Origin of the sequence: Mycetocola sp. BIGb0189, assembly GCF_024810155.1 — a bacterium.
Lineage (GTDB): Bacteria > Actinomycetota > Actinomycetes > Actinomycetales > Microbacteriaceae > Mycetocola > Mycetocola lacteus.
The window spans coordinates 65,208-87,313 of record NZ_JANUED010000004.1 but is presented as its reverse complement, the minus strand read 5'-3'; the positions used below and the strand labels follow the sequence as shown (position 1 = coordinate 87,313).

Genomic DNA, 22,106 nt, shown 5'->3' with positions numbered 1-22,106 from the left:
TTAGATCGGTGATGGTGGGTGGGCTGCTGAGCACCCCACCCACCATCGAGACTACTGCGAGGGTTTAGGCGCGGAAGCCCAGCAGGTGCTCCACGGCCAGCTGCTGCAGGCGCACGAAGCCGTAGCCCTGACCGCCGAAGTAGCGCTCGGGGGTGAAGTCCTCGTAGGCGGAGCGGTCGGCGATCAGATCGTCGTAGCTCTCGCCGGCGTTCAGGGTCGGCTCGGAGAGCTCGTTTACCCGGGCCGCGGCGAACGCCGCCTGAACCTCGGGGTCGGCGCGGAAGGCCGCGGCGCGCTCCTTGAACATCAGGTAGTTGGCCATGTTGGCGGCCGCGGAATCCCAGACCCCGGTGATGTCCTCGGTGCGGCTGGGCTTGTAGTCGAAGTGACGCGGACCGTCGTAGGCGGGGCCGCCGTTCGGGCCGCCGTTTTCCAGCAGGTCCACCAGCGAGAACGCGTTCATCACGTCGCCGTGGCCAAAGACCAGGTCCTGGTCGTACTTGATGCCGCGCTGGCCGTTGAGATCGATGTGGTACAGCTTGCCGTGCTCGATGGCCTGGGCGATACCGGCGGTGAAGTTCAGCCCGGCCATCTGCTCGTGACCCACCTCGGGGTTCACACCCACGAGCTCGGGACGGTCCAGGGTGTTGATGAAGGCGAGGGCATGACCCAGGGTCGGCAGCAGGATGTCGCCGCGGGGCTCGTTGGGCTTAGGCTCGATCGCGAAGCGGATGTCATAACCCTTGTCGGTGACGTAGTCGCCGAGCAGGTTGACGGCCTCGCGGTAGCGCTCCAGGGCCGCACCCACGTTCTTGGCCGAGTCGTACTCGCTGCCCTCGCGGCCGCCCCACATGACAAAGGTCTTGGCGCCGAGCTCGGCGGCCAGGTCGAGGTTGCGCAGTACCTTGCGCAGCGCAAATCGGCGTACCTCGCGGTCGTTGGAGGTGAAGCCGCCATCCTTGAAGACGGGGGCGGAGAAGAGGTTGGTGGTGACCATCGGAACCACGATGCCGGTGTCGGCGAGGGCCTGCTTGAGGCGGTCGATCTGCTTCTGGCGAGCGGCATCACTCGATCCAAATGCGAAGAGGTCGTCATCGTGGAAGGTCAGTCCGTACGCGCCGAGGTCGTTCAGGCGTTCGACGGCCTCAACCACGTCGAGGTCGGGACGGGTCGGGCCGCCGAACGGGTCGGTTCCGTTGTAACCGATGGTCCAGAGTCCGAAGGAAAACTTGTCGGCCTTGGTGGGCTTCATTGCCATGCTGGGTCCATTCATCGAGGGAGTTTGTTGCATTGAAGGACATATTACGACGGAATTGTTGTTTGCGCCACCAAAAAGGGTTGATGGGATAGGATTCGGGAGAAACTAAGGGGAAACTGTGAAACCCACGGGGAGTAATCTCGACGCCGTCCGCCGCCACAACCTCGGTCGCATCCTCGACCTGGTGCACCGGCAGGGCGCGCTCTCGCGCTCGGTGCTGACGCGCGAAACCGGACTCAACCGCTCCACCATCGCCGCACTGGTGGCCGAGCTGGTGGCGCGCGGGCTCGTGGTGGAGTCAAACCCCGATACCGAGGGGGTCGTGGGGCGGCCCTCGCCGGTGGTCTCCGCGAGCGACACCACGCTCATCCTCGCGGTCAACCCCGAGTTTGACGGGGTCACCGTGGCCGCGGTCACCCTGGGTGGCAGTGTTGTGGACCGTCTTCGTCGGGGATTCCGCTCGGGTCCCAGCGTGGCCCGGGTGGTTACCGAAACCACGAACCTGGTGACTGAGCTTCGCGCACGCCTGCCCGAGGGGGTGCAGATCGCCGGGATCGGTGTCGCCGTTCCCGCCCTGGTGCGCGCCTCGGATGGCATGGTCCGCCTGGCGCCCCGCCTGGGATGGGTGGATGCGCCGCTCGCCGAGCTGCTGGCCGAGTCCACCGGGCTGCCGGTCACGGTGGACAACGATGCGAGCCTGGGTGCCCGCGCCGAGCGCTACTTTGGGGCGGGCCGCGGAATCGACGACCTGATCTACCTCAACGGTGGTGCCTCCGGTATCGGTGGCGGGCTGGTCTTGGGGGGCCGTCCCATCCGCGGTGCCGGCGGTTATGCGGGGGAGTTTGGCCACACCTTCGGAACCGAGGGCGGGACCGCGCTGGAGCGGGCGGTGACCCGGGATGCCCTGGTGGCCGCGGTCGCCCCCGGTGCCGACATCGACGACGCCGAGCTGGAGCGCCTGCTGGGGGAGGCCTCCGTCCCGATTACCGCGACGCAGGCCGAGGTGCTGGGCCGGGCGCTCGCCGGGATGATCAACATTGTGAACCCCTCCCGTGTGGTCCTGGGTGGATTCCTGGGCATCATCGCCGCCCGTGAGCCCGAGCTGCTCGCCGCCACGGTCGCCAAATTTGCCCTGGTTCCGCCGGGGGAGCAGGCCGAGATTGTGCGGGCCGAGCTCGGTGCCGACCTGTTGCTGATCGGGGCGGCCGAGCCCGTCATCGATCGCCTGATCGCCGATCCCGCGCAGATTCCGCTGCGCTCCGAGCTCGTCGACGCGGTGGCCGCGGAAAAATAACTCACATAACGTCCGAACTAGCTTGGCCGTGGCGGGGGCGAGTCGATAGGGTTAACGGATTCATCGAATCGATTCGATCTTGTTGACTGTCCATCCTCCACAGCAAAGGACCCCGTGACCACCGTTGTACACCCTGGCGATGCGCTGAGCCGCCGCCAGCGTCTGGCCTACGTTTTCATCCTCGGAGCGCTGACCGCGCTCGGCCCGTTCACCATCGACCTCTATCTGCCCGCGTTCCCCACGATGCAGACCGACCTCGGGGTCAGCATGACCTCGATTCAGCTGACGCTCACCGGAACCACCGTGGGCTTTGCCATCGGCCAGCTCTTTATGGGGCCGTGGAGTGACCGGGTGGGGCGCCGCACCCCGCTGATGATCGCGACCGCCGTGCACGTGCTGGCCTCGCTGGGCTGCCTGTTCGCCCCGGACATCACGGTCCTGGCAATCTTCCGCGTGCTCCAGGGTGCCGGTGCCGCCGCGGGGGCCGTGGTCGCCACCGCAACCGTGCGCGACCTCTTTGGTGGCCGCCCGCTCGTGGTGATGCTCTCTCGTCTGGCCCTGGTCAACGGGATGGCGCCGATCCTCGCCCCGATGATCGGTGGCGCCCTGCTGCCGCTCATGCACTGGCGCGGACTGTTTATCGTGCTGGCCCTCTACGGCGTGGGCGTGATGGTGGCCGTAACCCTGTGGATCGTCGAGACCCTACCGCCCGAGCGCCGCCGCTCCTCGGGATTCAAGGCGACCGTGCTGGGCTACCGCTCGGTGCTCTCCGACCGCATCTACGTGGGCGCGATCCTGATCGGCGCGCTGAGCTTCTCGGGCCTGTTCGCCTACCTCTCGGCCTCCTCGTTCCTGTTCCAGAAATTCTTTGGGCTGAGCTCGACCGAGTACGGCATCCTGTTTGCGATCAACTCGGTGGGGATCGTCGCCGGGGTGCAGATCTCCTCGCGCCTGATGCGCAAGATCGGTCCGCCCTGGGTACTCGTGGGCTCCACCATCCTGCAGCTGTGTGCGGCGATCTCGATCATCATCATGGGCAATCTGGACTCCGGGCTGCTGGGCATCGAGATTCCGCTGTTTATCTTCATCATGAGCTGTGGATTCGGATTCCCGGCGGTGCAGGTTACCGCCCTGGCCCGTCACGGCGCGGCGGCCGGAACCGCGGCGTCGCTGATGGGGGCGGTGAACTTCGGTCTGGCCGGAATCCTCTCGCCGCTGGTGGGTCTGTTTGGTGGCGATGGTCCGGCGATGGGCATGGTCATGGTGCTCACCTCGGTGGCAGCAATCATCATCCTGTGGGCCGTGGTGCGGCCCAAGACCGTTCCGCCGCTCACCGACTAGTCACCGCTTATTCGCCTCGACGTCATCCCTGGATAACATCTGAGTGCTAGCCGGGGATGCCCGGTGCATGTCTTCGCCCCCGGCGCGTGGTTTTGTCCATGCCCGGGGGCTTCGGGCTAGCCTGAACGAATTATTGATTCGAGAAGGACGTGCCATGACAATCCGACAGCGACGCGCTCTGGGTATCACCGGGGTGGCACTCCTCGCGGCCTTCGCGATCATCCTGGTGCTCGTGGTCACCGGTGCCAGTACCGGATGGGACCGCACCTGGATGCAGGATTTGCTGCCCTGGAGGGAGAGCGTCCCGCTGGTGTCGGTGGCGCTGTTCCTCAACGTGTTTGGCAGCGGGGTGATCGGGACCTACGTGCTGCCGCTGCTGATTTCGGGGTTGCTGTGGTGGCGTCGCGGCCTGCGCACGGGGCTTTACTTCCTGATCGCCTCGCTGGTGAGCGCCCTGCTGGTGCAGCTGGTGAAGAAGATTATTGAGCGTCCCCGGCCCGAGGTGCTCATGGTCTCCGCCGATCACGGATCCTTCCCTTCGGGGCACACGGCGAACGCCGCAACCATGATGATCGCATTGGCCCTGATTTTTGGTCGCTGGTGGATCGCCTGGATCGGTACGATATACGTGGTGATCATGGCGCTCTCCCGCAACCTGCTGGGCGCGCACTGGTTCACCGACACCCTCGCCGGTGCCACGCTCGGCGCGGGAATTGCCCTGCTGGCCTGGCTCATCTTCTTCCGCCCCGGACGAGGCAAACACACCACCCAGCTTTCTCGCTGATCCCTCGCTGATCCCGCTGAACGGAGCCCCGCATGTCGGTCGCCACCCACCCCATTGCCGAACCGTTCTTCCTGGACTGCGACACCGGCATCGATGACTGCCTGGCCATCGCCTATCTCATCGGCCGCGGCGTCAACCTGGTTGGTGTGGGCACGGTGAGCGGCAACACCAGCGCCGCCGAGGCCGCCGAGAACACCGCGCGCTTCCTCGGGGCGCTCGGGCGCACCGACATTCCGATCGCCGTCGGGGCGCACCACCCGCTGGACGGGGTTTTTGCCGGAACCGTGGCGTTTGTTCACGGCGAGAACGGCATCGGAGACGTGGATCTGCCCGCCGTGGATGCCACCCGCGTCGATACCTCGGCCGCGCAGCTTCTGGTGGATCTGGCCCGGCAGTACCCCGGCACCCTGAAGGTTTTGGCAATCGGCCCGCTGACCAACCTGGCGATCGCCTTCGCGCTGGAGCCGCGCCTGCCCGAGCTGATCGGTGAGCTCACCATCATGGGTGGAGCCGCCCTCGCCCCGGGTAACGCGACCGCCGCCGCCGAGGCCAACATCTATAAGGACCCGGTTGCCGCCCACACGGTGCTGACCTCGGGATTCAACACGATCCTGGTTCCGCTGGATGTGACCATGGAGCACACCGTGGGGGCTACCGAGCAGGCCCGCCTGTCGGCTTCGACCCAGCCGGGTCTGCGCGCACTCGGCGCGATGCTCGACACCTACCTGGACTTCTACATCGGCGTCTACGGGGAGCGTCGCGCCTCGCTGCACGACCCGCTGGCCGCCGCCATCGCCACCGGCGACGTCTCGCTGAGTCTGGCCCCCGAAGCCTCCGTCGTGGTCGAGACCGGTCGAGGCCCCGCCCGCGGTCAGACCGTTGTGGACCTGCGCGGCCGCTACCGGAACTACGCCCTCTCGGTCAGCGCCGGTGCACTCAGCCGCGTGGTCCTTGAGGTGCCCGCGGATGCCGCCGACACCATCATGGCCGTGATCGAGCGAATCGACGCCCCGGCCGCCCCCGCGGCCTAACGCGCGGCCCGTTTACCTTCCCGGCACCCCACCCGATCGGTGGGGTGCTGCCCGAAATGGGGCGACACCGGTTACTGATTGTCCCGTGACAGCGCGCATCGGAATCGTTATGCTCATGCCATGAGCGCAGATGCCACCAATTCCGAATCCGTAGGAACACCCGCAGACGCACCGACAGCCGCCGCGCCTCAGGACGCCGCGGCCCTGGCCGAGGCTGCCCGGCGCGCTCAGGAGGAGGCCACCGCCGCGGTGGCCCGCGCGCAGGAGGCCCTGGCCGCGCTCGCCGCGGCCAACGCCGATGCGGCACCTGCCGCCGCGGCCGAGCCCGCCGCCCCGGCTGCTCCCACCGAGTCTGCTGCTGTCGTTGAGCCGGGTGCAACCGGGCCCGGGGTTGCCGAGCCTATTGCCGTTGCTCCTGCCACCGAGGCTGTTGTTCCGCCCGCTGTTCCTGCCGCCGAACCTGCCGCCGAACCTGCTGCCCCGCCCGCTGCTTCCGCCGAAGCCGTTGGCACTCCCGTGCCCGGTGCCCCGCTGAGCGCGGAGCAGGCGGGCGTGATCCGTGCCGGATATACGCTGGAAGGCGCGGCGCTCGAGGTGGGCGCGCTGATGAACGGCGAACCCGATCCGAGCGTGCAGGTGCGCATCCCGCTGGCCATGATGAACCGTCACGGTCTGGTGGCCGGGGCTACCGGAACCGGCAAAACCCGGACGCTGCAGGGTCTCGCCGAGCAGCTCAGCGCCCACGGTGTTCCGGTGTTTGCCGCCGATATCAAGGGCGACCTCTCGGGGGTCGCGACCCCCGGTGAGGGCAACGAGAAGCTCCTCAAGCGCACCTCGGCCCTGGGCCAGGACTGGACCCCGGCCAGCTTTCCGGTGGAGTATTTCTCCCTCGGTGGTGTGGGCACCGGGGTGCCGATTCGGGCAACCATCGCCGGCTTTGGCCCCACCCTGCTCTCCAAGGTTCTCGGGCTGAACGCCACCCAGGAGTCGAGTCTCGGCCTGGTATTCCACTATGCGGATAAGGCCGGCCTGGCGCTGCTGGATCTCTCCGATCTGCGCGCGGTCCTCACCTTCCTCTCCGGCGATGAGGGCAAGGCCGAGCTCAAGGACCTGGGTGGACTTTCGGCGGCGACCGTCGGGGTGATCCTGCGCGAGCTGATCACCTTCGCCGACCGTGGTGCCGACCGATTCTTCGGTGAGCCCGAAATTGATGCCGCCGAGTTCCTGCGCACCGCGGCCGATGGTCGTGGGATCATCTCGCTGTTGGAGGTGCCCGGGGTACAGGATCAGCCGGCCCTCTACTCCACGTTCCTGATGTGGCTGCTCGCCGAGCTGTTCCATACGCTGCCCGAGGTGGGGGACCTCGAAAAGCCCAAGCTGGTGTTCTTCTTCGACGAGGCTCACCTCCTCTTCACCGACGCCTCCAAGGACTTCCTCGCGCAGGTGGTGCAGACGGTGAGGCTGATTCGCTCCAAGGGTGTGGGTATTTTCTTTGTCACCCAGACCCCGAAGGATGTACCCGCCGATGTGCTCGCCCAACTGGGTTCGCGGGTGCAGCACGCGCTGCGTGCCTTCACCCCCGACGACGCCAAGGCGCTCAAGGCCACCGTGTCGACCTATCCCAAATCCGGTTATGACCTCGCCGAGGTCCTCCAGGCGATGGGGACCGGTGAGGCCGTGGTGACCGTGATGAACGAGAAGGGTGCCCCCTCCCCGGTGGCCTGGACCCGCTTGCGTGCCCCGCAGGGGCGGATGGACCCCACCCCGATGCCGCAGATTGAGGCGGCGATCGCCGCGTCCCCGCTGCTGGCGAAATACGGCACCGCGGTGGACCGCGAGTCCGCGCGCGAAATCCTCACCGCGCGCCTCGAGGCCGCCCACTCGGCGGCCGAGGCAACCCAGGCGGCGGCGGATCAGGCCAAGATTGATGCCGAATACGCCAAGCAGCAGGCGGCTATCGATAAGGCTCAGGAGGCCGCCCGCAAGAAGGCCGATGCCGAGTATGAGCGGCTGCTGAAAAAGACCGCGGGGACCGGGCGTTCCACCAAGTCCAACTCGCAGAAGAGCGTGCTGGAGGAGGTCCTGGGGTCGAAGGCGACCAAGAACATCCTGACCGGAGTGGTCGAGGGGATCTTCGGAACCCGTCGGCGTCGCTAGCGGATAACCTCGAGGCGGCCATCACCGGGTGTCCGGGATGGCCGCCTTTTTTTGCGCCAATTTAGACGATGCGCACACCCGTCTGACTTAAAAACATTAGGGAAGCCTAAACTAAATTCGGGATGAATTCTCATCCGCACCGCAGACGAGGTGGGCGCACGGTGAGGCACTATTTGGCGTGCGCTCGGCTCGATGAATCGCTGGGAGACACCATCAACATGCACAGCACACGCGCGGCGACGACGTTCGCCACCGTGGCCATTTCCGCCCTGATCCTGACCGGCTGCTCGGCCACTTCCGGGGGTGCCGCGGAGGATTCCTCGGCCCCGGCGGCGAGCACCGTCACGATCGAGGACAACTTCGGATCCATCGAGATCCCGGTCAAACCCGAACGCGTTGTTGCCCTGGATAACACCGTATTCAAAACCCTGAACGACTGGAACATCCCCCTCGTGGCTGCCCCCAAGGGGGTTATGGGAACGGCCTGGCCGAAGTATGTGGATGACGCGGCCGTGCTTGATATCGGCAACCACCGTGAGCCCGACCTGGAGAAGATTATCGAGGCCGAGCCCGACCTGGTGATCGGAGGCTATCGCTTCGGCAGCTACTACGAGGAGATCAAGAAGATGGCCCCGAACACCATCGAGATCAACCCGAGAAAGGATCGGGATGTGATCGCCGAACTCACAAGGCAAACCACCATTCTGGGGCAGATCTTCGACCGGGCGGGTGACGCCCGAACGCTCACCGATGGCCTGGACGCGGCGATCACCGACGCGAAGAAATCCTATGACGGCTCGGGAACCGTGCTGGCGCTGATCGTCTCCGGAGGCAAGATCGGCTATGTGGCACCGGTGACCGGGCGCAGCCTGGGACTGCTGTACCCGACGCTGGGATTGAAGCCCGCGATCGAGCAGGACGCCGAAAATACCTCCCACGGTGACGACCTCAGCGCCGAGGCCATCGCCGCCGCCAACCCTGACTGGATTGTGGTGCTGGACCGCGACGGCGGATTTGGTGAGGAGGGCTATGTCCCCGCCAAGGAGGTTCTGGAAAACGCCGAGGCGCTCAAGAACGTGCCGGCGATCCAGAAGTCGCAGGTGGTTTATGCGGATCCGTCCTTCTACTTGGACGAGGGGATCCAGTCCTACACTCAGCTTTTCGGCGACCTCGCCACCGCGTTCGCCGCGGCCAAGGCGTGACGCTGCCGCTGCCCGGCACGGCTGCCCGCCAGACCCCACCCCGTACCCGGATGCGGGTGCGAGGTGGGGTCTGGCTGGGTGTGGCCACCGCGGGGGTGGCCGGGCTGATTGCCGTATCGCTGAGTGTGGGTGTCTTCGACATCACCGGCGATAGTTTCGGGCCCGAAATGTTTTGGATTTCCCGGGTGCCGCGCACCGCGGCCCTGGTACTTGCGGGTTCGGCGATGGCGGTGTCGGGGCTGATCATGCAGATGATCACCCGCAACCGGTTTGTGGAACCCGGCACCACCGGTACCTCCGAGTGGGCGGCGTTGGGGCTGCTGGTGGTTACGCTCTGGGTTCCCCAGGCTTCCCTCGGCACCAAGATGGTGGTGGCCAGTGTGGCCGCGTTTGTGGGGGCGATGATTTTTCTGGCGATCCTGCAGCGTATCGCGCTGACCTCCTCGCTGATTGTGCCACTGGTGGGGATCATGCTCGGAGCCGTGGTCTCGGCATTCACCACCTACCTGGCGCTGACCACCAACATGCTGCAGATGCTGGGTACCTGGTTTATGGGCAGCTTCACCGGGGTCGTGCGGGGGCGCTATGAGGTGCTGTGGGTTGTGGGGGTGATCGTGATCATCGCCGTTCTAGTTGCCGATCGATTCACCGTCGCGGGCCTCGGCCGGGAGATCGCCACGAGTGTGGGACTGAACTACCGGCGCACGCTGATCCTGGGCACCAGCCTGGTGGCGGTGTCCACCGGTGTGACCACCGTGGTGGTGGGTTTTCTGCCCTTTTTGGGGCTGATCGTGCCCAATGTGGTGTCGATGATCCGCGGCGATAATCTGCGCTCAAACATTCCCTGGGTGTGCCTGGGAGGGATCGCAATCGTGATGGTGTGTGACATCCTCGGCCGGGTGATTCGGATGCCGTTTGAGGTCCCCGCCTCCATGATTCTCGGGGTGCTGGGGGCCGCGGTGTTTATCGCGTTGGTGTTGGGGGTGCGTCGTCGTGGCTGAGCGCGAGGCTGCCGACCGGATCGCCCCCGGTGCCGTGGGGTCGAGTTACCCGCCTGCGCCGCGCGAGGCAAGCCGGCGTGCCACCGCGCGAGTGCCACGGATCTGGCCGCGCTTTGTGATCCTGGGGGCCGTGGCGATCCTTGCCGCGGTGGGAGTACTGTGCTGGGGGATCGCCCCCGCACCGGGCAGTCGTGGATTCTGGCTGGTGGTGGAGCGGCGGGGGATCACGGTGGCCACGATGATCGTGGTGGCCGCGGCGCAATCGGTGGCGACGGTGCTGTTTCATACGGCCACCAGTAACCGGATTCTCACCCCGTCGATCATGGGGTTTGAGGCGCTGTACGTGGTCATGCAAACGGCCCTGGTCTTCTTCTGGGGTGCGCAGAGCCTGGCGGCCACCGACGGGCTGCTCAAGGTTGCGATCCAGAGCGTCCTGATGGTTGCCCTCGCGACCCTGCTCTATCGGTGGCTGTTCTCGGGCCGGTTGGGGAACCTGCACACGATGCTGCTGGTCGGGGTGATCCTGGGGATGGGGTTCGCCTCAGTTTCCACGTTTATGCAGCGGATGCTGACCCCGAGCGAGTTCGACGTACTTTCGGCTCGGCTGTTTGGCAACATGTCCAACTCCAATCCCGAGTACATTCCCTGGGCCACGCTGGTGATCGGGGCGGTGATCGTCTGTGTGTGGACCCGGCGGCACCGGTTGGATGTGCTGGCGCTCGGACGAGAAACCGCGACCAACCTTGGACTCAACTTCCGGCGCGAGGTGACCGGGCTGCTGGTGATCACCGCGATCCTGATTTCCATCTCCACCACGATGGTGGGGCCGCTGACCTTCTTCGGATTTATCGTGGCGACCCTCGCCTATCAGCTCACCGGTTCGTCCAGGCACGCGCTGGTCTTGCCGTTTGCGTTTCTGCTGGGGCTGGTCACGCTGCTGGGTGGGTACTTCATCCTGCGCCATATTTTCTCCGCCGCCGGCGTGCTCTCGGTCATCATCGAGTTTGTGGGCGGGCTCTTTTTCCTGATCTATCTCCTGCGAAAGGGGCGTCTATGATCACGCTCACCAATGTGTCCAAAAGCTATGCGGGTAAGCGGGTGCTTGGCCCGATCTCGCTTGAGCTCCCGGCGGGCGGGATCACCGCGCTGGTTGGTCCAAACGGCGCGGGGAAATCCACGCTGCTGACGATCATGGGCAGACTGCTGGAACCGGACACCGGCACGATCGTGGTGGGGGAGGCCAACGTGGCCACCACCCCGAGTCGCGAGCTGGCGAAGGTGCTCTCGATTCTCCGGCAGGAGAACCACTTCATCACCCGGTTGACGGTCGCGCAGCTGGTGGCGTTCGGCCGGTTCCCACACTCGCGTGGCCGCCTCACGGCCGTGGATCATGCGCATGTGGAGAGCGCGCTGGAGTTTCTCAGTCTCACCGATCTGCGCGATCGCTTCCTGGATGAGCTCTCCGGTGGTCAGCGTCAGCGCGCGTATGTGGCGATGGTGCTGGCCCAGGACACTCGCTACATCCTGCTGGACGAGCCGCTCAACAACCTCGACATTCACCATGCGGTGGCGATGATGCGGCAGCTACGCCGGGCCGCCGATGAGCTGGGCAAGACCTTTGTCATCGTGATCCACGACATCAACTTTGCCTCGGCCTATGCGGACCGGATCGTCGCGCTGCGAGACGGCGAGCTGGTGACCGTGGGAACGCCCGAGGAAACCATGCGTGACGATGTGCTCGGGGCGCTCTTTGATACCGAGGTGCGGGTGCGCCGAGATGGCCCGTACCCGCTGGCCGTGTACTACCGCTAGGCGAGGAGCTGGCTGGCCTGGCCTGGGTTCGTGGCGGGGGGGGGGCTAAGCGAGGAGCTGGCTGGCCTGGCCTGGGTCCGTGTCGGGGGGAGGCTAGGCGAGGCGGAATGGGCTGCGTTCGTACCAGTAGAGAAGATCGGCATGATTGCGCTGCATCTCATCCAGCGTGAAGGGATGGGTGGGCCGGGTGCATGCGCCGGGGAGGGCGGCGGCGAAGCGGTCGATCTTTCCACGGGACCAGTATTCGCCGCGCATCCGGCAGAACAGGCGGTCCTCGGTATCCAGGACAAACAGTTGCGGGGTGGGCCGGGAGGCGAGGGAACGGTGGAGGTCGAGCACCACGTGGCCGCCGATCCGCTCGGTGGGGAGGAACGTTACCCGGCCCAGGAAGCCGCGCTCATGTAGGCCGTCCGCATCCAGCCAGATGGTGGTGCGGGCATAACGGATGCCCGCGAGCGCACCAAGCAGAAGGAGGCCCAGGTGCACGATGAGGACGGCCGTCAGCTCTCCCGAGCCTCCCGCGAGCCCGTAGAGCAGGATGAAAAACGGCAGCATCACCACGGCATACACCAGGTAGGCGCGCCAGAATGCCCGGCGGTCCGGGTGGCCCACGAGGGGCAGCGTGGCGTGCTCGGGCAAGGCTTCTCCGTTCTCTGACCTCACCCTAGCCGGTTCGTGGGTCGCCTGGGAACCTCGGTTTAGCCCACCTTGACAGCCTGCAGGGTGTAGCTCAGTGGGAGGCGTTCGGGGTGTTCGATGAGCGCCCACTCTCCGCCGTCGATAAGGTGCATGCGTCCGGGGATGGCTTCCCAGGGGACGCTGCGGTGTTCCTCGAGGGCGGTCAGGGTGAGGCCCTCGGCCAGGAGGGCTCCGATGATCTCGCCCAGGCCGTGGTTCCAATCGTGGGAGATCGTCGCGGTGAGCTTTTCCTCGGTCTGCACGTACGTGGAGTCCTCGTCCCAGACGGTGGGTTCGGGCTGTTCGAAATAGGGGAAGCCGAGCTGGAGGCCCTCGGTCTTGCTCTCGTCGATGGCCCAGAGCATCGGGTGGCCCTCGCGAATGAAGAGCCGGCCACCGGGGGCCAGCAGGGTTGCGACCGTGTGCGCCCAGGCTCGCACATCGGGCAGCCAGCACAGTGCGCCGATTCCCGTATAGACGAGGTCGAAGGATCCGGGTTCGAGCACCTCGGGGGCCAGATAGACATCGGATGCCACAAACTCGATGTCGTTCCCCGCTCGACTGGCAAGCTCGCGGGCACCGGCGATCGAGGCGGGGGAGAGGTCAAGCCCGGTGAGGGGTGCGGCTCCGAGGCGGGCGAGTGAGAGGGTGTCGGTGCCGATATGGCACTGCAGGTGCACGGTGCGCAGCCCGGTGATGTCGCCCAGGCGTTCGCGATCGTAGGCGACCACATCGGAGATGCGAGTGGGATCATCGATCAGCGCCTGCACCGCATAGTCGGGCGATCCGAGGTGCAGTGGCGCGCGTGCATCCCAGTTGGCTCGGTTCACCTCGCGGGAGGCCTCGGGGAGGGGAGAGCGGGGGTGGTCGGTCATGCGGGCTCCTTTTTAGCTAGCGGATGCTCGATGGCCGAGCCTTCCAGGCTAGCGGGGACCCGGCATATCCGCGAGTGCGGAGATGTTATCTGGCGGGTGGAGCCGGGGGATCGAGTGGGGGTCTGCCCGAAGTGTCCGAGGGGGCCGCGCCCTCGCGGGCGCGCTGGGTGAAGGTGCCCGCGGTGACGGCGGCGAAGGATCGGGCGAGGATGTCTTCGAGAACCGAGAGGTTGGTGCGGTCCAGGCGGGCAATGTACAGGCAGCCCACGCCGGTTTTATGCGGGCCGAGGCCGGCGAGTTCGGCGGCATAGGTGTCGATCCCGTCGGGGAGATAGATCACGCTGGCACCGGCGCGGGGCGCAAATCCCGCGGCGGGTGCGGTCCCCGAGTGTCCGCTGGCATAGCGGTAGTGGTACTCGCCAAAGCCGATGATGCCCTTCCAGAGGGTCGGTTCCAAACCGGTGATCTCGCGCAGCATCTCGATCAGGGTGAGGGCGTCCGCGCGCCGTCCGGCGTGGGCGACCGCCTCGACGCGCTCGGCGATCTCCGGGGGAAGGTGCAGCGTCATCGGGTTCCTCTCGTCCGGGTGTCTGTCAGCCTACGCGACCTTTTTAAACTTTAAAGTACAAAATAGGATACGCTGGCCCCATGGGAAGACCGCGGACATTTAACGAGGACAGTGTGCTGGATGCGGCTGCCGGAGAATTCCGACGCCGAGGATTCGCCGATACCTCCACCGAGGAGCTGTGTGAGGCCACGGGCATGGGTCGAGGCAGCCTGTATAACGCATTTGTGTCAAAGGATGAGCTGTTTCGCCGCGCGCTTGATCGCTTTATCGCCGAAACCTACGCGGCCTCGGCTGAGATTATGGAGACCGAGGATACTCCGGCCTTCCGGCGCTTTGAACTTCTGCTGGATCGCGTGATTCAGGAGGAGGTGGATGCCGCCGCCTCGGGAGGCGCCGCCGGGTGCATGGTGGTCGGGACGCTGCTGGCACCGGATCTGCGTGCTCGCGATTCACACGTGGCCGAGTCGATCGCACGCGATGTAAACATGCGACGCAGGCTGCTGGCCTGGGCCGCATCGCAGGGGCACATCGATGGCTCCATCTCGGTCGATGTCACCCCGAATGATGCCGCCTGGCTGGTGATTGGGCTGATCAACGGTATTCGGGTGAATGCTCAGGCCGGGGCTTCCGGTTCCGAGCTCGCGGCATCCGCACGACTGGGGTTGCGCGCGCTGAGCGCACGCTAGCGCCCGGGTCGCGAATTCCCTCGGGGTTACACCCGGGGTTTCCCATGCCCTCATTTTGTACTTTCGAATAAAAAAAGGAATCTATGTCTCGTTCGATCTATCTCCTCGCGGTGGGCATCTTCGCCCTGGTGACGAGTGAGTTTGCCGTGAGCGGCCTCATGCCGCAGATGGCCGCGGGGCTGGATGTATCCGTGTCCCAGGTGGGCTATCTCGTCACCCTGTTCTCCCTTGCAATGTCTGTGGGTGGCCCAATTCTGGCGATCCTGCTGTACCGCTGGCGTCAAAAGAGTGCACTGATGCTGCTCTTTGCCCTGTTCCTGGTGGGTAATGTGATCGCGGCTTGGGCACCCAACTATGCGGTGATGGCGGCGGCGAGGGTCGTGACGGGTGCCGCATCCGGTGCGTTTATGGGGGTCGCCGTGACCGTGGCGGGGGCGATGGTTGCCGAGCAGCTGCGTGGCCGTGCGGTGGGTATCGTGATGCAGGGCCTGATGCTGGGCACCGCGTTTGGTCTCCCGCTCGCCACCTGGATGGGCGGGCAGTGGGGATGGCGGGCGACCTTTATTGGCATCGGGGTGCTGACGCTGATCGTGGCGGTGGCCACTCTGATGATCGTTCCGGCGAGGGTGGGAGGCCGGGCGACCGAGAGCCTTCTGGCGGGCCTGACCGTGTTCCGAAATCCGCGGCTCTGGGGGGTGATGGCAACCTCGACCCTCATCATTGGTGGCGCATTCGCCGCCTTCTCCTACTTCACCCCGATTCTGCAGGAACTGGCCGGGTTTGATCTGGCGATCATCCCGCTCCTCCTGCTCGGTTACGGCCTGGTCACCGTGCTCGGTACCGAGATCGTGTCGCGATTGGCAAGTCGGTATACGCTTCCGGTGTTGGTGATCGGGACCGGACTCAGTGCGCTCGCCCTGGTGGCCTTCGCGATCTGGGCCCAGGTTCCGGTGGTTGCCGTTGCGGCGATGCTGATAGTTGGGTTGGTGGGGGTCACCATGAACCCGGCCATGACCGTGCGCGTGCAGGGGGTGGGTGGGCCCGGCGTCCTGGTGAATACCGCGCACCTCTCGATGATCACCCTCGGGGTCGTGATTGGGTCCGCCGCGGGCGGCATCGGGATCGATGCCTTCGGGCTCCGCGCCCCGCTCTGGCTGGGGGCAGGCATGGCGGCGCTCGCCGTGCTGGTGATGATTCGACCGCTGTTAGCGACCAAATCACGCCACTCCTGAGAGCTGCGGCGACACGGGCAGATCGTGGACAAATTGTTTTCACGGTTGATATTCAGCAACCAAAAAACACGTCCAGCGCGCGGCCGGTGAGGCCTGCGCCCACGGCATGATTGTGGGCCGCGGGGGAGCGGTCCGGATATCGCGTGAGCGGGAGTTCGGGGAACCACCGCCGGCCGGATCGACCCCATAAACGCGAAAATCCCCTGGCTAACCAGGGGATTTTCGATGGCGGAGAATGGGGGATTCGAACCCCCGAGGGCTGTAACACCCAACACGCTTTCCAAGCGTGCGCCATAGGCCACTAGGCGAATTCTCCAACTGCATTGCACGAGGCAACGTGAACATCTTACCCAGAAGGTGGGCGCAGTTCCTAACTGAGCGCGTCGGGCGCGCCGGATCCGACAGATCGGCATCGTTCAACACCCCCGGGCCTGTTGTCCAAATGTGATCCGGGATAAAATCGGGTAAGCTAACAGATGACTCCTCGCGTGGCGTCATCCAGGCCAACTCCCCCAGGACAGAAATGTAGCAAGGGTAACCAGGCTCTGGCGGGTGCGCGAGGGGTCGTTTGCTTTCCGGGGAGCTATCCGCCGCCCGGAAGGTAAGAGGAACACCCACCCGTACGGAGCGTAATGGCGCAGAGTATCTATATCACCGCGGCCGAAGGCCACACCGGAAAATCTACGGTTGCACTGGGGGTTCTTGACGCGCTGAGCAGGCGCGTGCCCCGTGTCGGAATTTTCCGTCCAATCGTCCGCATCGATGAGGACAGCGATCGAGACTATGTGCTCGAGCTGCTCGTCAACCACGAAAGCGTGTCGCTCGACTACGACGACTGCGTGGGTGTGACCTACGAGGACGTCCACCGCGACCCCGACGAGGCGCTCGCCAATATCGTCGCCCGCTATAAGGCGGTCGAGGCCCTGTGCGACGCCGTCGTGGTGCTCGGCTCGGACTATACCGACGTTGCCGGCCCCGCCGAGTTTGGTTTCAACGCGCGCATCGCCGCGAACCTCGGTGTCCCGGTCCTGCTGGTCCTCGGTGGCCGCGAGGGCCCCGGTACCGGCGAGGAGCTCGGCCTGTCCGCCGCCCGTGAGCCCGATGACATGCGTCAGGTCATGGAGCAGGCGATCCAGGAGCTGCACAGCGAACACGCGCACCTGCTGGCCGTGGTGGCCAACCGTGCCGAGGCCGCGCGCTCGGCCGAGATCGTTGAGGCGATCGAGAGTGCGCTGCCCGAGAGCGTGGGCCCGCGCGTTCCGGTGTGGGCCATCCCCGAGGATCCGTTCCTCGTCGCGCCCAGCATGCAGTCCATCCTGAACGCCGTGGACGGCACCATGATCTCCGGCGACAGCGCGCTGCTGCGTCGCGAGGCGCTCGGTGTGGTCCTCGCCGCGATGTCGATGGAAAACGTGCTGCCGCGCCTGACCGAGGGTGCCGTTGTCATGGTCCCCGGCGACCGCAGCGACGTGCTCCTGGCCGTGCTGCTCGCCCACGCCTCCGATAACTTCCCGTCGATCTCGGGCATCATCCTGAACGGTGGATTCGAGCTTCCAGAACCCGTGCAGCGTCTGCTGAACGGTTTGAAGTCGGTCACCCCGATCATCGCGACCGAGTACGGCAGCTACCAGACGGCCGTGCGGATCACCCGCACCCGTGGCCGCTTGGCCGCCGAATCCCCGCGGAAGTATGACTCGGCGCTAGCCCTGTTTGAGCAGAACGTCGAGGTGGATCGCCTCCTCGACCTGCTGCAGGTTTCCACCACCGGTGTGGTCACCCCGCTGATGTTTGAGTACGGCCTGATCGAGCGTGCTCGCCAGGCGCGCCGCCACATCGTGCTGCCCGAGGGTGGGGATGACCGCATCCTACGTGCCGCCCACATTCTGCTGGCCCGCGAGGTCGCCCGGATCACCATTCTGGGTGAGCCGTTTGAGGTGCGCTCGCGCGCGATCGAGCTGGGCCTGGACATCTCGCGCGCCGAGGTGCTCTCCCCGTTTGATCCGGTCCTCACCATTCGGTTTGCCGAGGAGTATGCGCGCCTGCGTGCCCACCGCGGCATGACCGTGGAAAAGGCACGCGAGGTGGTCAACGACGTGTCCTACTTCGGCACGCTGATGGTCCACCTGGGCCTGGCCGACGGCATGGTCTCGGGTGCCGCGCACACCACCGCACACACGATCCGTCCGGGCTTTGAAATCATCAAGACCCGTCCGGGTGTGAACGTGGTTTCCAGCGTGTTCCTGATGGCCCTCGCCGACCGCGTGCTGGTCTACGGTGACTGCGCCGTGATTCCCGACCCCGATTCGCCGCAGCTCGCGGACATTGCCATCTCCTCGGCCGAAACCGCGACCCAGTTCGGGGTCGAGCCGAAGATCGCGATGCTCTCCTACTCCACCGGAACCTCGGGTTCGGGCGCGGACGTGGAGAAGGTGCGCGCGGCCACCGAGCTGGTGCGTGAGCGTCGCCCCGACCTCGAGGTGGAGGGGCCGATTCAGTACGATGCCGCCGCCGATGCCGCGGTCGCCGCGGCCAAGCTGCCGGAATCCAAGGTTGCCGGTCGGGCCACCGTGTTTGTGTTCCCTGACCTCAACACCGGAAACAACACCTATAAGGCCGTGCAGCGTTCTGCGGGCGCGGTTGCCATCGGACCGGTCCTGCAGGGACTGAACAAGCCGATTAATGATCTGTCCCGTGGGGCCCTGGTCCAGGACATTGTGAACACCGTAGCAATCACCGCCATTCAGGCGGGTGCCGCGGCCACGAACGAGCAGTAAGGAACACCATGTCCGCGGTTTTGGTAGTGAACTCCGGGTCCTCTTCGCTGAAGTATCAGCTGATTGAGATGACCGGCGAGCAGGTTCTCGCCTCCGGTTTGATCGAGCGGATCGGCGAGGACGTCGGGGTGGTCAACCACCGCAACGTCGAGGCCGACCCCGACAACCCGATCGTCTCCGAGGAGCCGATCAAGAACCACGTTGATGCCTTTGCGGTGATGCTGGCCCGGTTCGCCGAGCACGGCCCGTCGATGGAGGAGCACCCGGTCCTCGCCGTCGGTCACCGCGTGGTGCACGGCGGAAAGCGCTTCTTTGAGGCGACCCGGATCACCGATCTGGTGAAGATCAACATTCAGGATCTGGCCGAGCTGGCCCCGCTGCACAACCCGGCAAACCTCGACGGGATCGTCGCGGCCGAGCGGGCCTTCCCCAGCGTCCCGCACGTGGCGATCTTCGACACCGCGTTCCACGCGACCCTGCCCGAGAAGGCCTACCGGTATGCGATTGACCGCGAGCTGGCCGACCGCCACCGCGTGCGTCGCTACGGGTTCCACGGCACCTCGCACCAGTATGTGTCGCGGGCCGCGGCCGAGTTCCTGGGTAAGGATGTGACCGAGCTCAACCAGATCATCCTGCACCTGGGAAACGGTGCCTCGGCCACCGCCGTGCGCGGCGGCGAATCCGTGGACACCTCGATGGGATTCACCCCGCTGGAGGGCCTGGTCATGGGCACCCGCAGCGGTGACGTGGACCCCGCGGTGCTGGTGCACCTGCAGCGGGTCGCCGGACTGTCGGCGGCCGATATCGACACCCTGCTCAACCGCAAGAGTGGTCTGCTGGGCCTGGCCGGTGCCGCCGATATGCGCGACCTGGAGGCCCGGGCGGCCGAGGGTGATGAGATTGCGATCACCGCACTGGATGTCTACAACCACCGCCTGCGCGGCTACGTGGGTAAGTACTACGTGGATCTGGGACGGGTGGATACCATCGTCTTCACCGCCGGTGTGGGCGAAAACAGTGCCCCGGTTCGGGCCCGTGCGCTAGCGGGTCTCGAGCGCCTGGGCATCAAGATTGATCCCACCCGCAACGAGGGCCGTGGCGGTCCGAAGATCATCTCCACGGATGACTCCGAGGTGACCGTGCTCGTGGTTCCCACCAACGAGGAACTGGAGATCGCCCGCCAGACCCTGGCGGCCATCGAGGGCTAGTCCGCTTAAAACACCGAGGCCGCGGAGGGGAAACCCTCCGCGGCCTCGGTGTTTTATCGCCCTAGGACGCCGGTGCTGTACCGGTCTTAGGGAGACGGGTACTGCCCGATGCGCGGGTGCGCGGACGAGAAGCCAGCGAGGGGGTGGGCACAAGTTCGCGCTCCTCCTCGGCCGGAGCATCCGTCTTTTCCGGGTCCCGATCACCCTTCGGGGCCTTCTTGGCGGCGGCCTTGTCCGCGGGGACCGGCTTCGCAGCGGAACCGGAGGTATCCGATTCGCGCGCGGTGTCGGGTCCCTCGACCTCGCTGCGGGCCTCACGGTAGCCGCCGTGAATGCGATCCAGGAGGCCCTTCCACGTGCGGTCACGGATGAAGATGAAGTCAATCGCGATCATCGTGAGCGAGAACCAGGGCAGACCCATGGTCACACCGATTCCGATGTGGAAGCTCATGATCGCGATCAGCGCGATGATCCGGGTCGGGCGGGTGAGCAGCATCAGCGGGAAGCACATCTGCATGATCATCGAGCCAACCGTGAGGAAGGCCACCAGCGGTGCCCAGGTGGTGATCAGCTCGGACAGGAACGGCCAGGTGCCAAACCGCTCGGTGGAGAGCGGGTTGTAGATCGCATACCCGCCGGACCAGGGGGTTCCGCCGGCCTTATAGAGCGCGCCGGACACGTACACAAACGACACCTGAGCGGTCAGAATCACCAGCACCAGGTTGTGGAACAGGTTGCTGATCTCGCGCGGCAGGATCCGCGGAGTGCCGTTCTTTCGGCGGCGACGAGCATCCAGCGACCAGCGGCCCGAAACATCGGCAAACAGGAAGAAGAACAGGGCGATGCGGTACATGTTGTCACCCTGATCGCCAATCATGTCGTTGGCCTCGATGAAGCTGACCCACAGCACAAAGTAGATCGGCAGCACGATCTTGGTGCGCCAGCCCAGGATCACCAGGACCGCAAGCAGCATCAGCAGGACGTACAGCGCCGTATAGGCCGCATCGTTGGTGATCGCATTGTGGAACCAGCTGAAGATCCAGATCTTGGGGAAGTCGCTCTTGATGTTGGCGACCTCATCGTTCCACACCGATCCCGAACCAAACGAGTACAGGCGGGTGCGGAAGTTTGTCAGCAGCAGGCCGAGGCCGGTGATGCCAAAAACGATGCGGGAGACGGCGATACCGTAGCGGGCCTTTTTCGAATCCAGCAGCCAGGATTCGGCGAAGTTCCATCCGCGAACCGGGAGGGAAATCAGCAGCTTCCAGCCATCACGGATCAGACCCGCAAGCATCGTGCCGATGGTGCGCAGCCACTGCTGCGGGCTCAGGCGAGTCTTCTCGCTCATTTGTTGATCCCCTCATACTGAGCGCGGAAAATATCGCCGAAGGCCTGATCGGACTGGCCCTCCTTGGTCAGGTCGGCCCGCCAGCCGATATCGGCGATCTGTGCGGCGGGACGCTTGGCGTCGGGATTGTTACGTTCGGCAAACGGGATGACGTTGGTTCGGCTCACCCGGAACTGCACCCGATCCGGGGTACCCCACAGCGCGGTGGCGACCTGGGTGGCGTAGGCGCGGGCCATCCGGTCCGCGAAGAGGTAGTTGTTGACGGCGACGTTCTGGCCGCCTCCGCCGAGAGCCTCGCTCATCCGAGCCTCGGAATCGTCACCCTTGAAATAGCCCAGGGCCACGACCTTGCGCTGCTCATCGGTCAGCGCGTCATAGCGCCCCTTGACGGTACTGGCAAGCTCGCTGGTCTGGATTCCGGCGCGCGGGGGGAACAGGTTGTTGCGGATCATCGAGAGCTCCACGGCGGTGGCATCCACCCAGTCGTGCAGCTCGGGTTCGCCGCCATCCTTGGAGGTCCAGGCGCGAACTTCAAACTTATAGTCGCCATTGATCGGCTCGGGAGCAAAGACGCTCCAAGACTGGCCGAACATGGGGATCATGTAGCTGGTGAGCGCGTTGCCGGGGACAACATCGCGCAGGGGCGTGGGCGGGGCAATCCACAAGAATGAGGCCAGAACGTGCCAGCCGGTGAAGAGAAGGGCCACAACGGTGACGATGCGGATACCAAGGGAGCGGGGAGATCGAGTTTTTTTACCCATGGCTGGAAGCCTTTCGAGAAAACCTCGTGCCGACCGGGGGCCCCGGCCGGCACGAGGGGAAGAGCCGGTGCCGGGACACTCAGGGTGTCCCGGCAC

General features: G+C 65.5%; 19 protein-coding genes, 1 tRNA gene and 1 other RNA gene. 14 read left to right on the top strand and 7 right to left on the bottom strand.

From position 1 onward, the window contains the following. Positions 1–64: 64 nt before the first annotated feature. Positions 65–1,258, bottom strand: a complete 1,194-nt coding sequence (gene xylA / locus M2390_RS07410; protein WP_259178066.1) for a xylose isomerase — start codon at positions 1,256–1,258, stop codon at positions 65–67. A gap of 118 nt (positions 1,259–1,376) precedes the next feature. Here xylA and M2390_RS07405 point away from each other — a divergent pair, with 118 nt between their 5' ends. From M2390_RS07405 to M2390_RS07365, 9 genes are all read left to right on the top strand, one after another. Next, a complete protein-coding gene (locus M2390_RS07405; RefSeq protein ID WP_259177842.1) occupies positions 1,377–2,552 on the top strand; it encodes an ROK family transcriptional regulator in 1,176 nt (391 codons plus the stop codon). Positions 2,553–2,666: 114 nt separating this feature from the next. Then, positions 2,667–3,893, top strand: a complete 1,227-nt coding sequence (locus M2390_RS07400) for a multidrug effflux MFS transporter (protein ID WP_259177841.1) — start codon at positions 2,667–2,669, stop codon at positions 3,891–3,893. A gap of 154 nt (positions 3,894–4,047) precedes the next feature. Next, positions 4,048–4,677, top strand: a complete 630-nt coding sequence (locus M2390_RS07395; protein WP_259177840.1) for a phosphatase PAP2 family protein — start codon at positions 4,048–4,050, stop codon at positions 4,675–4,677. A 32-nt stretch (positions 4,678–4,709) separates the two neighbouring features. After that, complete coding sequence (locus M2390_RS07390) at positions 4,710–5,708, top strand: nucleoside hydrolase (protein ID WP_259177839.1); 999 nt, start codon at positions 4,710–4,712, stop codon at positions 5,706–5,708. Positions 5,709–5,828: 120 nt separating this feature from the next. Beyond that, positions 5,829–7,865, top strand: a complete 2,037-nt coding sequence (locus tag M2390_RS07385) for a DUF853 domain-containing protein (protein ID WP_259177838.1) — start codon at positions 5,829–5,831, stop codon at positions 7,863–7,865. Between the two features lie 218 nt (positions 7,866–8,083). After that, entirely contained in the window at positions 8,084–9,067 is a 984-nt protein-coding gene (locus tag M2390_RS07380; RefSeq protein ID WP_259177837.1) for a siderophore ABC transporter substrate-binding protein, read from the top strand. 50 nt (positions 9,068–9,117) lie between these two features. Next, positions 9,118–10,068: an ABC transporter permease gene (locus M2390_RS07375; RefSeq protein WP_259178065.1), complete on the top strand. Its 951-nt coding sequence runs from the start codon at positions 9,118–9,120 to the stop codon at positions 10,066–10,068. Beyond that, positions 10,061–11,125 (top strand): iron chelate uptake ABC transporter family permease subunit, encoded by a 1,065-nt coding sequence (locus tag M2390_RS07370; RefSeq protein WP_259177836.1) that lies wholly within the window; start codon positions 10,061–10,063, stop codon positions 11,123–11,125. The genes M2390_RS07375 and M2390_RS07370 overlap by 8 nt, the downstream gene beginning before the upstream one ends. Further along, on the top strand, positions 11,122–11,880 hold the full coding sequence (locus M2390_RS07365; RefSeq protein ID WP_259177835.1) for an ABC transporter ATP-binding protein: 759 nt from the start codon (positions 11,122–11,124) through the stop codon (positions 11,878–11,880). The genes M2390_RS07370 and M2390_RS07365 overlap by 4 nt, the downstream gene beginning before the upstream one ends. A 93-nt stretch (positions 11,881–11,973) precedes the next feature. On the opposite strand, the gene M2390_RS07360 is transcribed toward M2390_RS07365, so the two are convergent. The 3 genes from M2390_RS07360 to M2390_RS07350 form a co-directional block, all read right to left on the bottom strand. Continuing rightward, positions 11,974–12,519: a hypothetical protein gene (locus M2390_RS07360; protein ID WP_121689623.1), complete on the bottom strand. Its 546-nt coding sequence runs from the start codon at positions 12,517–12,519 to the stop codon at positions 11,974–11,976. Between the two features lie 59 nt (positions 12,520–12,578). Continuing rightward, the gene (locus tag M2390_RS07355; protein ID WP_259177834.1) at positions 12,579–13,433 is read right to left on the bottom strand and encodes a bifunctional 2-polyprenyl-6-hydroxyphenol methylase/3-demethylubiquinol 3-O-methyltransferase UbiG; all 855 of its coding nucleotides are present in this window, start codon (positions 13,431–13,433) and stop codon (positions 12,579–12,581) included. Between the two features lie 85 nt (positions 13,434–13,518). Beyond that, complete coding sequence (locus tag M2390_RS07350) at positions 13,519–14,001, bottom strand: DUF1801 domain-containing protein (protein ID WP_259177833.1); 483 nt, start codon at positions 13,999–14,001, stop codon at positions 13,519–13,521. A gap of 80 nt (positions 14,002–14,081) precedes the next feature. On the opposite strand from M2390_RS07350, the gene M2390_RS07345 reads away from it, so the two are divergent. After that, entirely contained in the window at positions 14,082–14,687 is a 606-nt protein-coding gene (locus M2390_RS07345) for a TetR/AcrR family transcriptional regulator (protein WP_259177832.1), read from the top strand. 83 nt (positions 14,688–14,770) lie between these two features. Continuing rightward, a complete protein-coding gene (locus M2390_RS07340) occupies positions 14,771–15,919 on the top strand; it encodes an MFS transporter (protein WP_259177831.1) in 1,149 nt (382 codons plus the stop codon). A gap of 226 nt (positions 15,920–16,145) precedes the next feature. Here the strand turns inward: M2390_RS07340 and M2390_RS07335 are convergent. After that, a tRNA-Ser gene (locus M2390_RS07335) sits at positions 16,146–16,235 on the bottom strand. A 159-nt stretch (positions 16,236–16,394) separates the two neighbouring features. On the opposite strand from M2390_RS07335, the gene ffs reads away from it, so the two are divergent. The 3 genes from ffs to M2390_RS07320 all read left to right on the top strand — a co-directional run bounded on the left by ffs (position 16,395) and on the right by M2390_RS07320 (position 19,901). Further along, positions 16,395–16,491, top strand: an RNA gene (ffs, locus tag M2390_RS07330) — signal recognition particle sRNA small type. 60 nt (positions 16,492–16,551) lie between these two features. After that, positions 16,552–18,693, top strand: coding sequence for a phosphate acetyltransferase (gene pta, locus M2390_RS07325; protein ID WP_187976823.1), 2,142 nt, complete (start codon positions 16,552–16,554; stop codon positions 18,691–18,693). An 8-nt stretch (positions 18,694–18,701) separates the two neighbouring features. Further along, complete coding sequence (locus tag M2390_RS07320; protein ID WP_121689628.1) at positions 18,702–19,901, top strand: acetate/propionate family kinase; 1,200 nt, start codon at positions 18,702–18,704, stop codon at positions 19,899–19,901. A 61-nt stretch (positions 19,902–19,962) separates the two neighbouring features. Here the strand turns inward: M2390_RS07320 and M2390_RS07315 are convergent, their stop codons facing one another. Together M2390_RS07315 and M2390_RS07310 are read right to left on the bottom strand one after the other, a co-directional pair. Further along, positions 19,963–21,249 (bottom strand): HTTM domain-containing protein, encoded by a 1,287-nt coding sequence (locus tag M2390_RS07315; protein WP_259177830.1) that lies wholly within the window; start codon positions 21,247–21,249, stop codon positions 19,963–19,965. Continuing rightward, positions 21,246–22,010 carry a DUF5819 family protein gene (locus M2390_RS07310; RefSeq protein ID WP_259177829.1) on the bottom strand — a complete coding sequence of 255 codons (765 nt, stop codon included), beginning with the start codon at positions 22,008–22,010 and terminating at the stop codon, positions 21,246–21,248. The genes M2390_RS07315 and M2390_RS07310 overlap by 4 nt, the downstream gene beginning before the upstream one ends. Positions 22,011–22,106 lie beyond the last annotated feature (96 nt).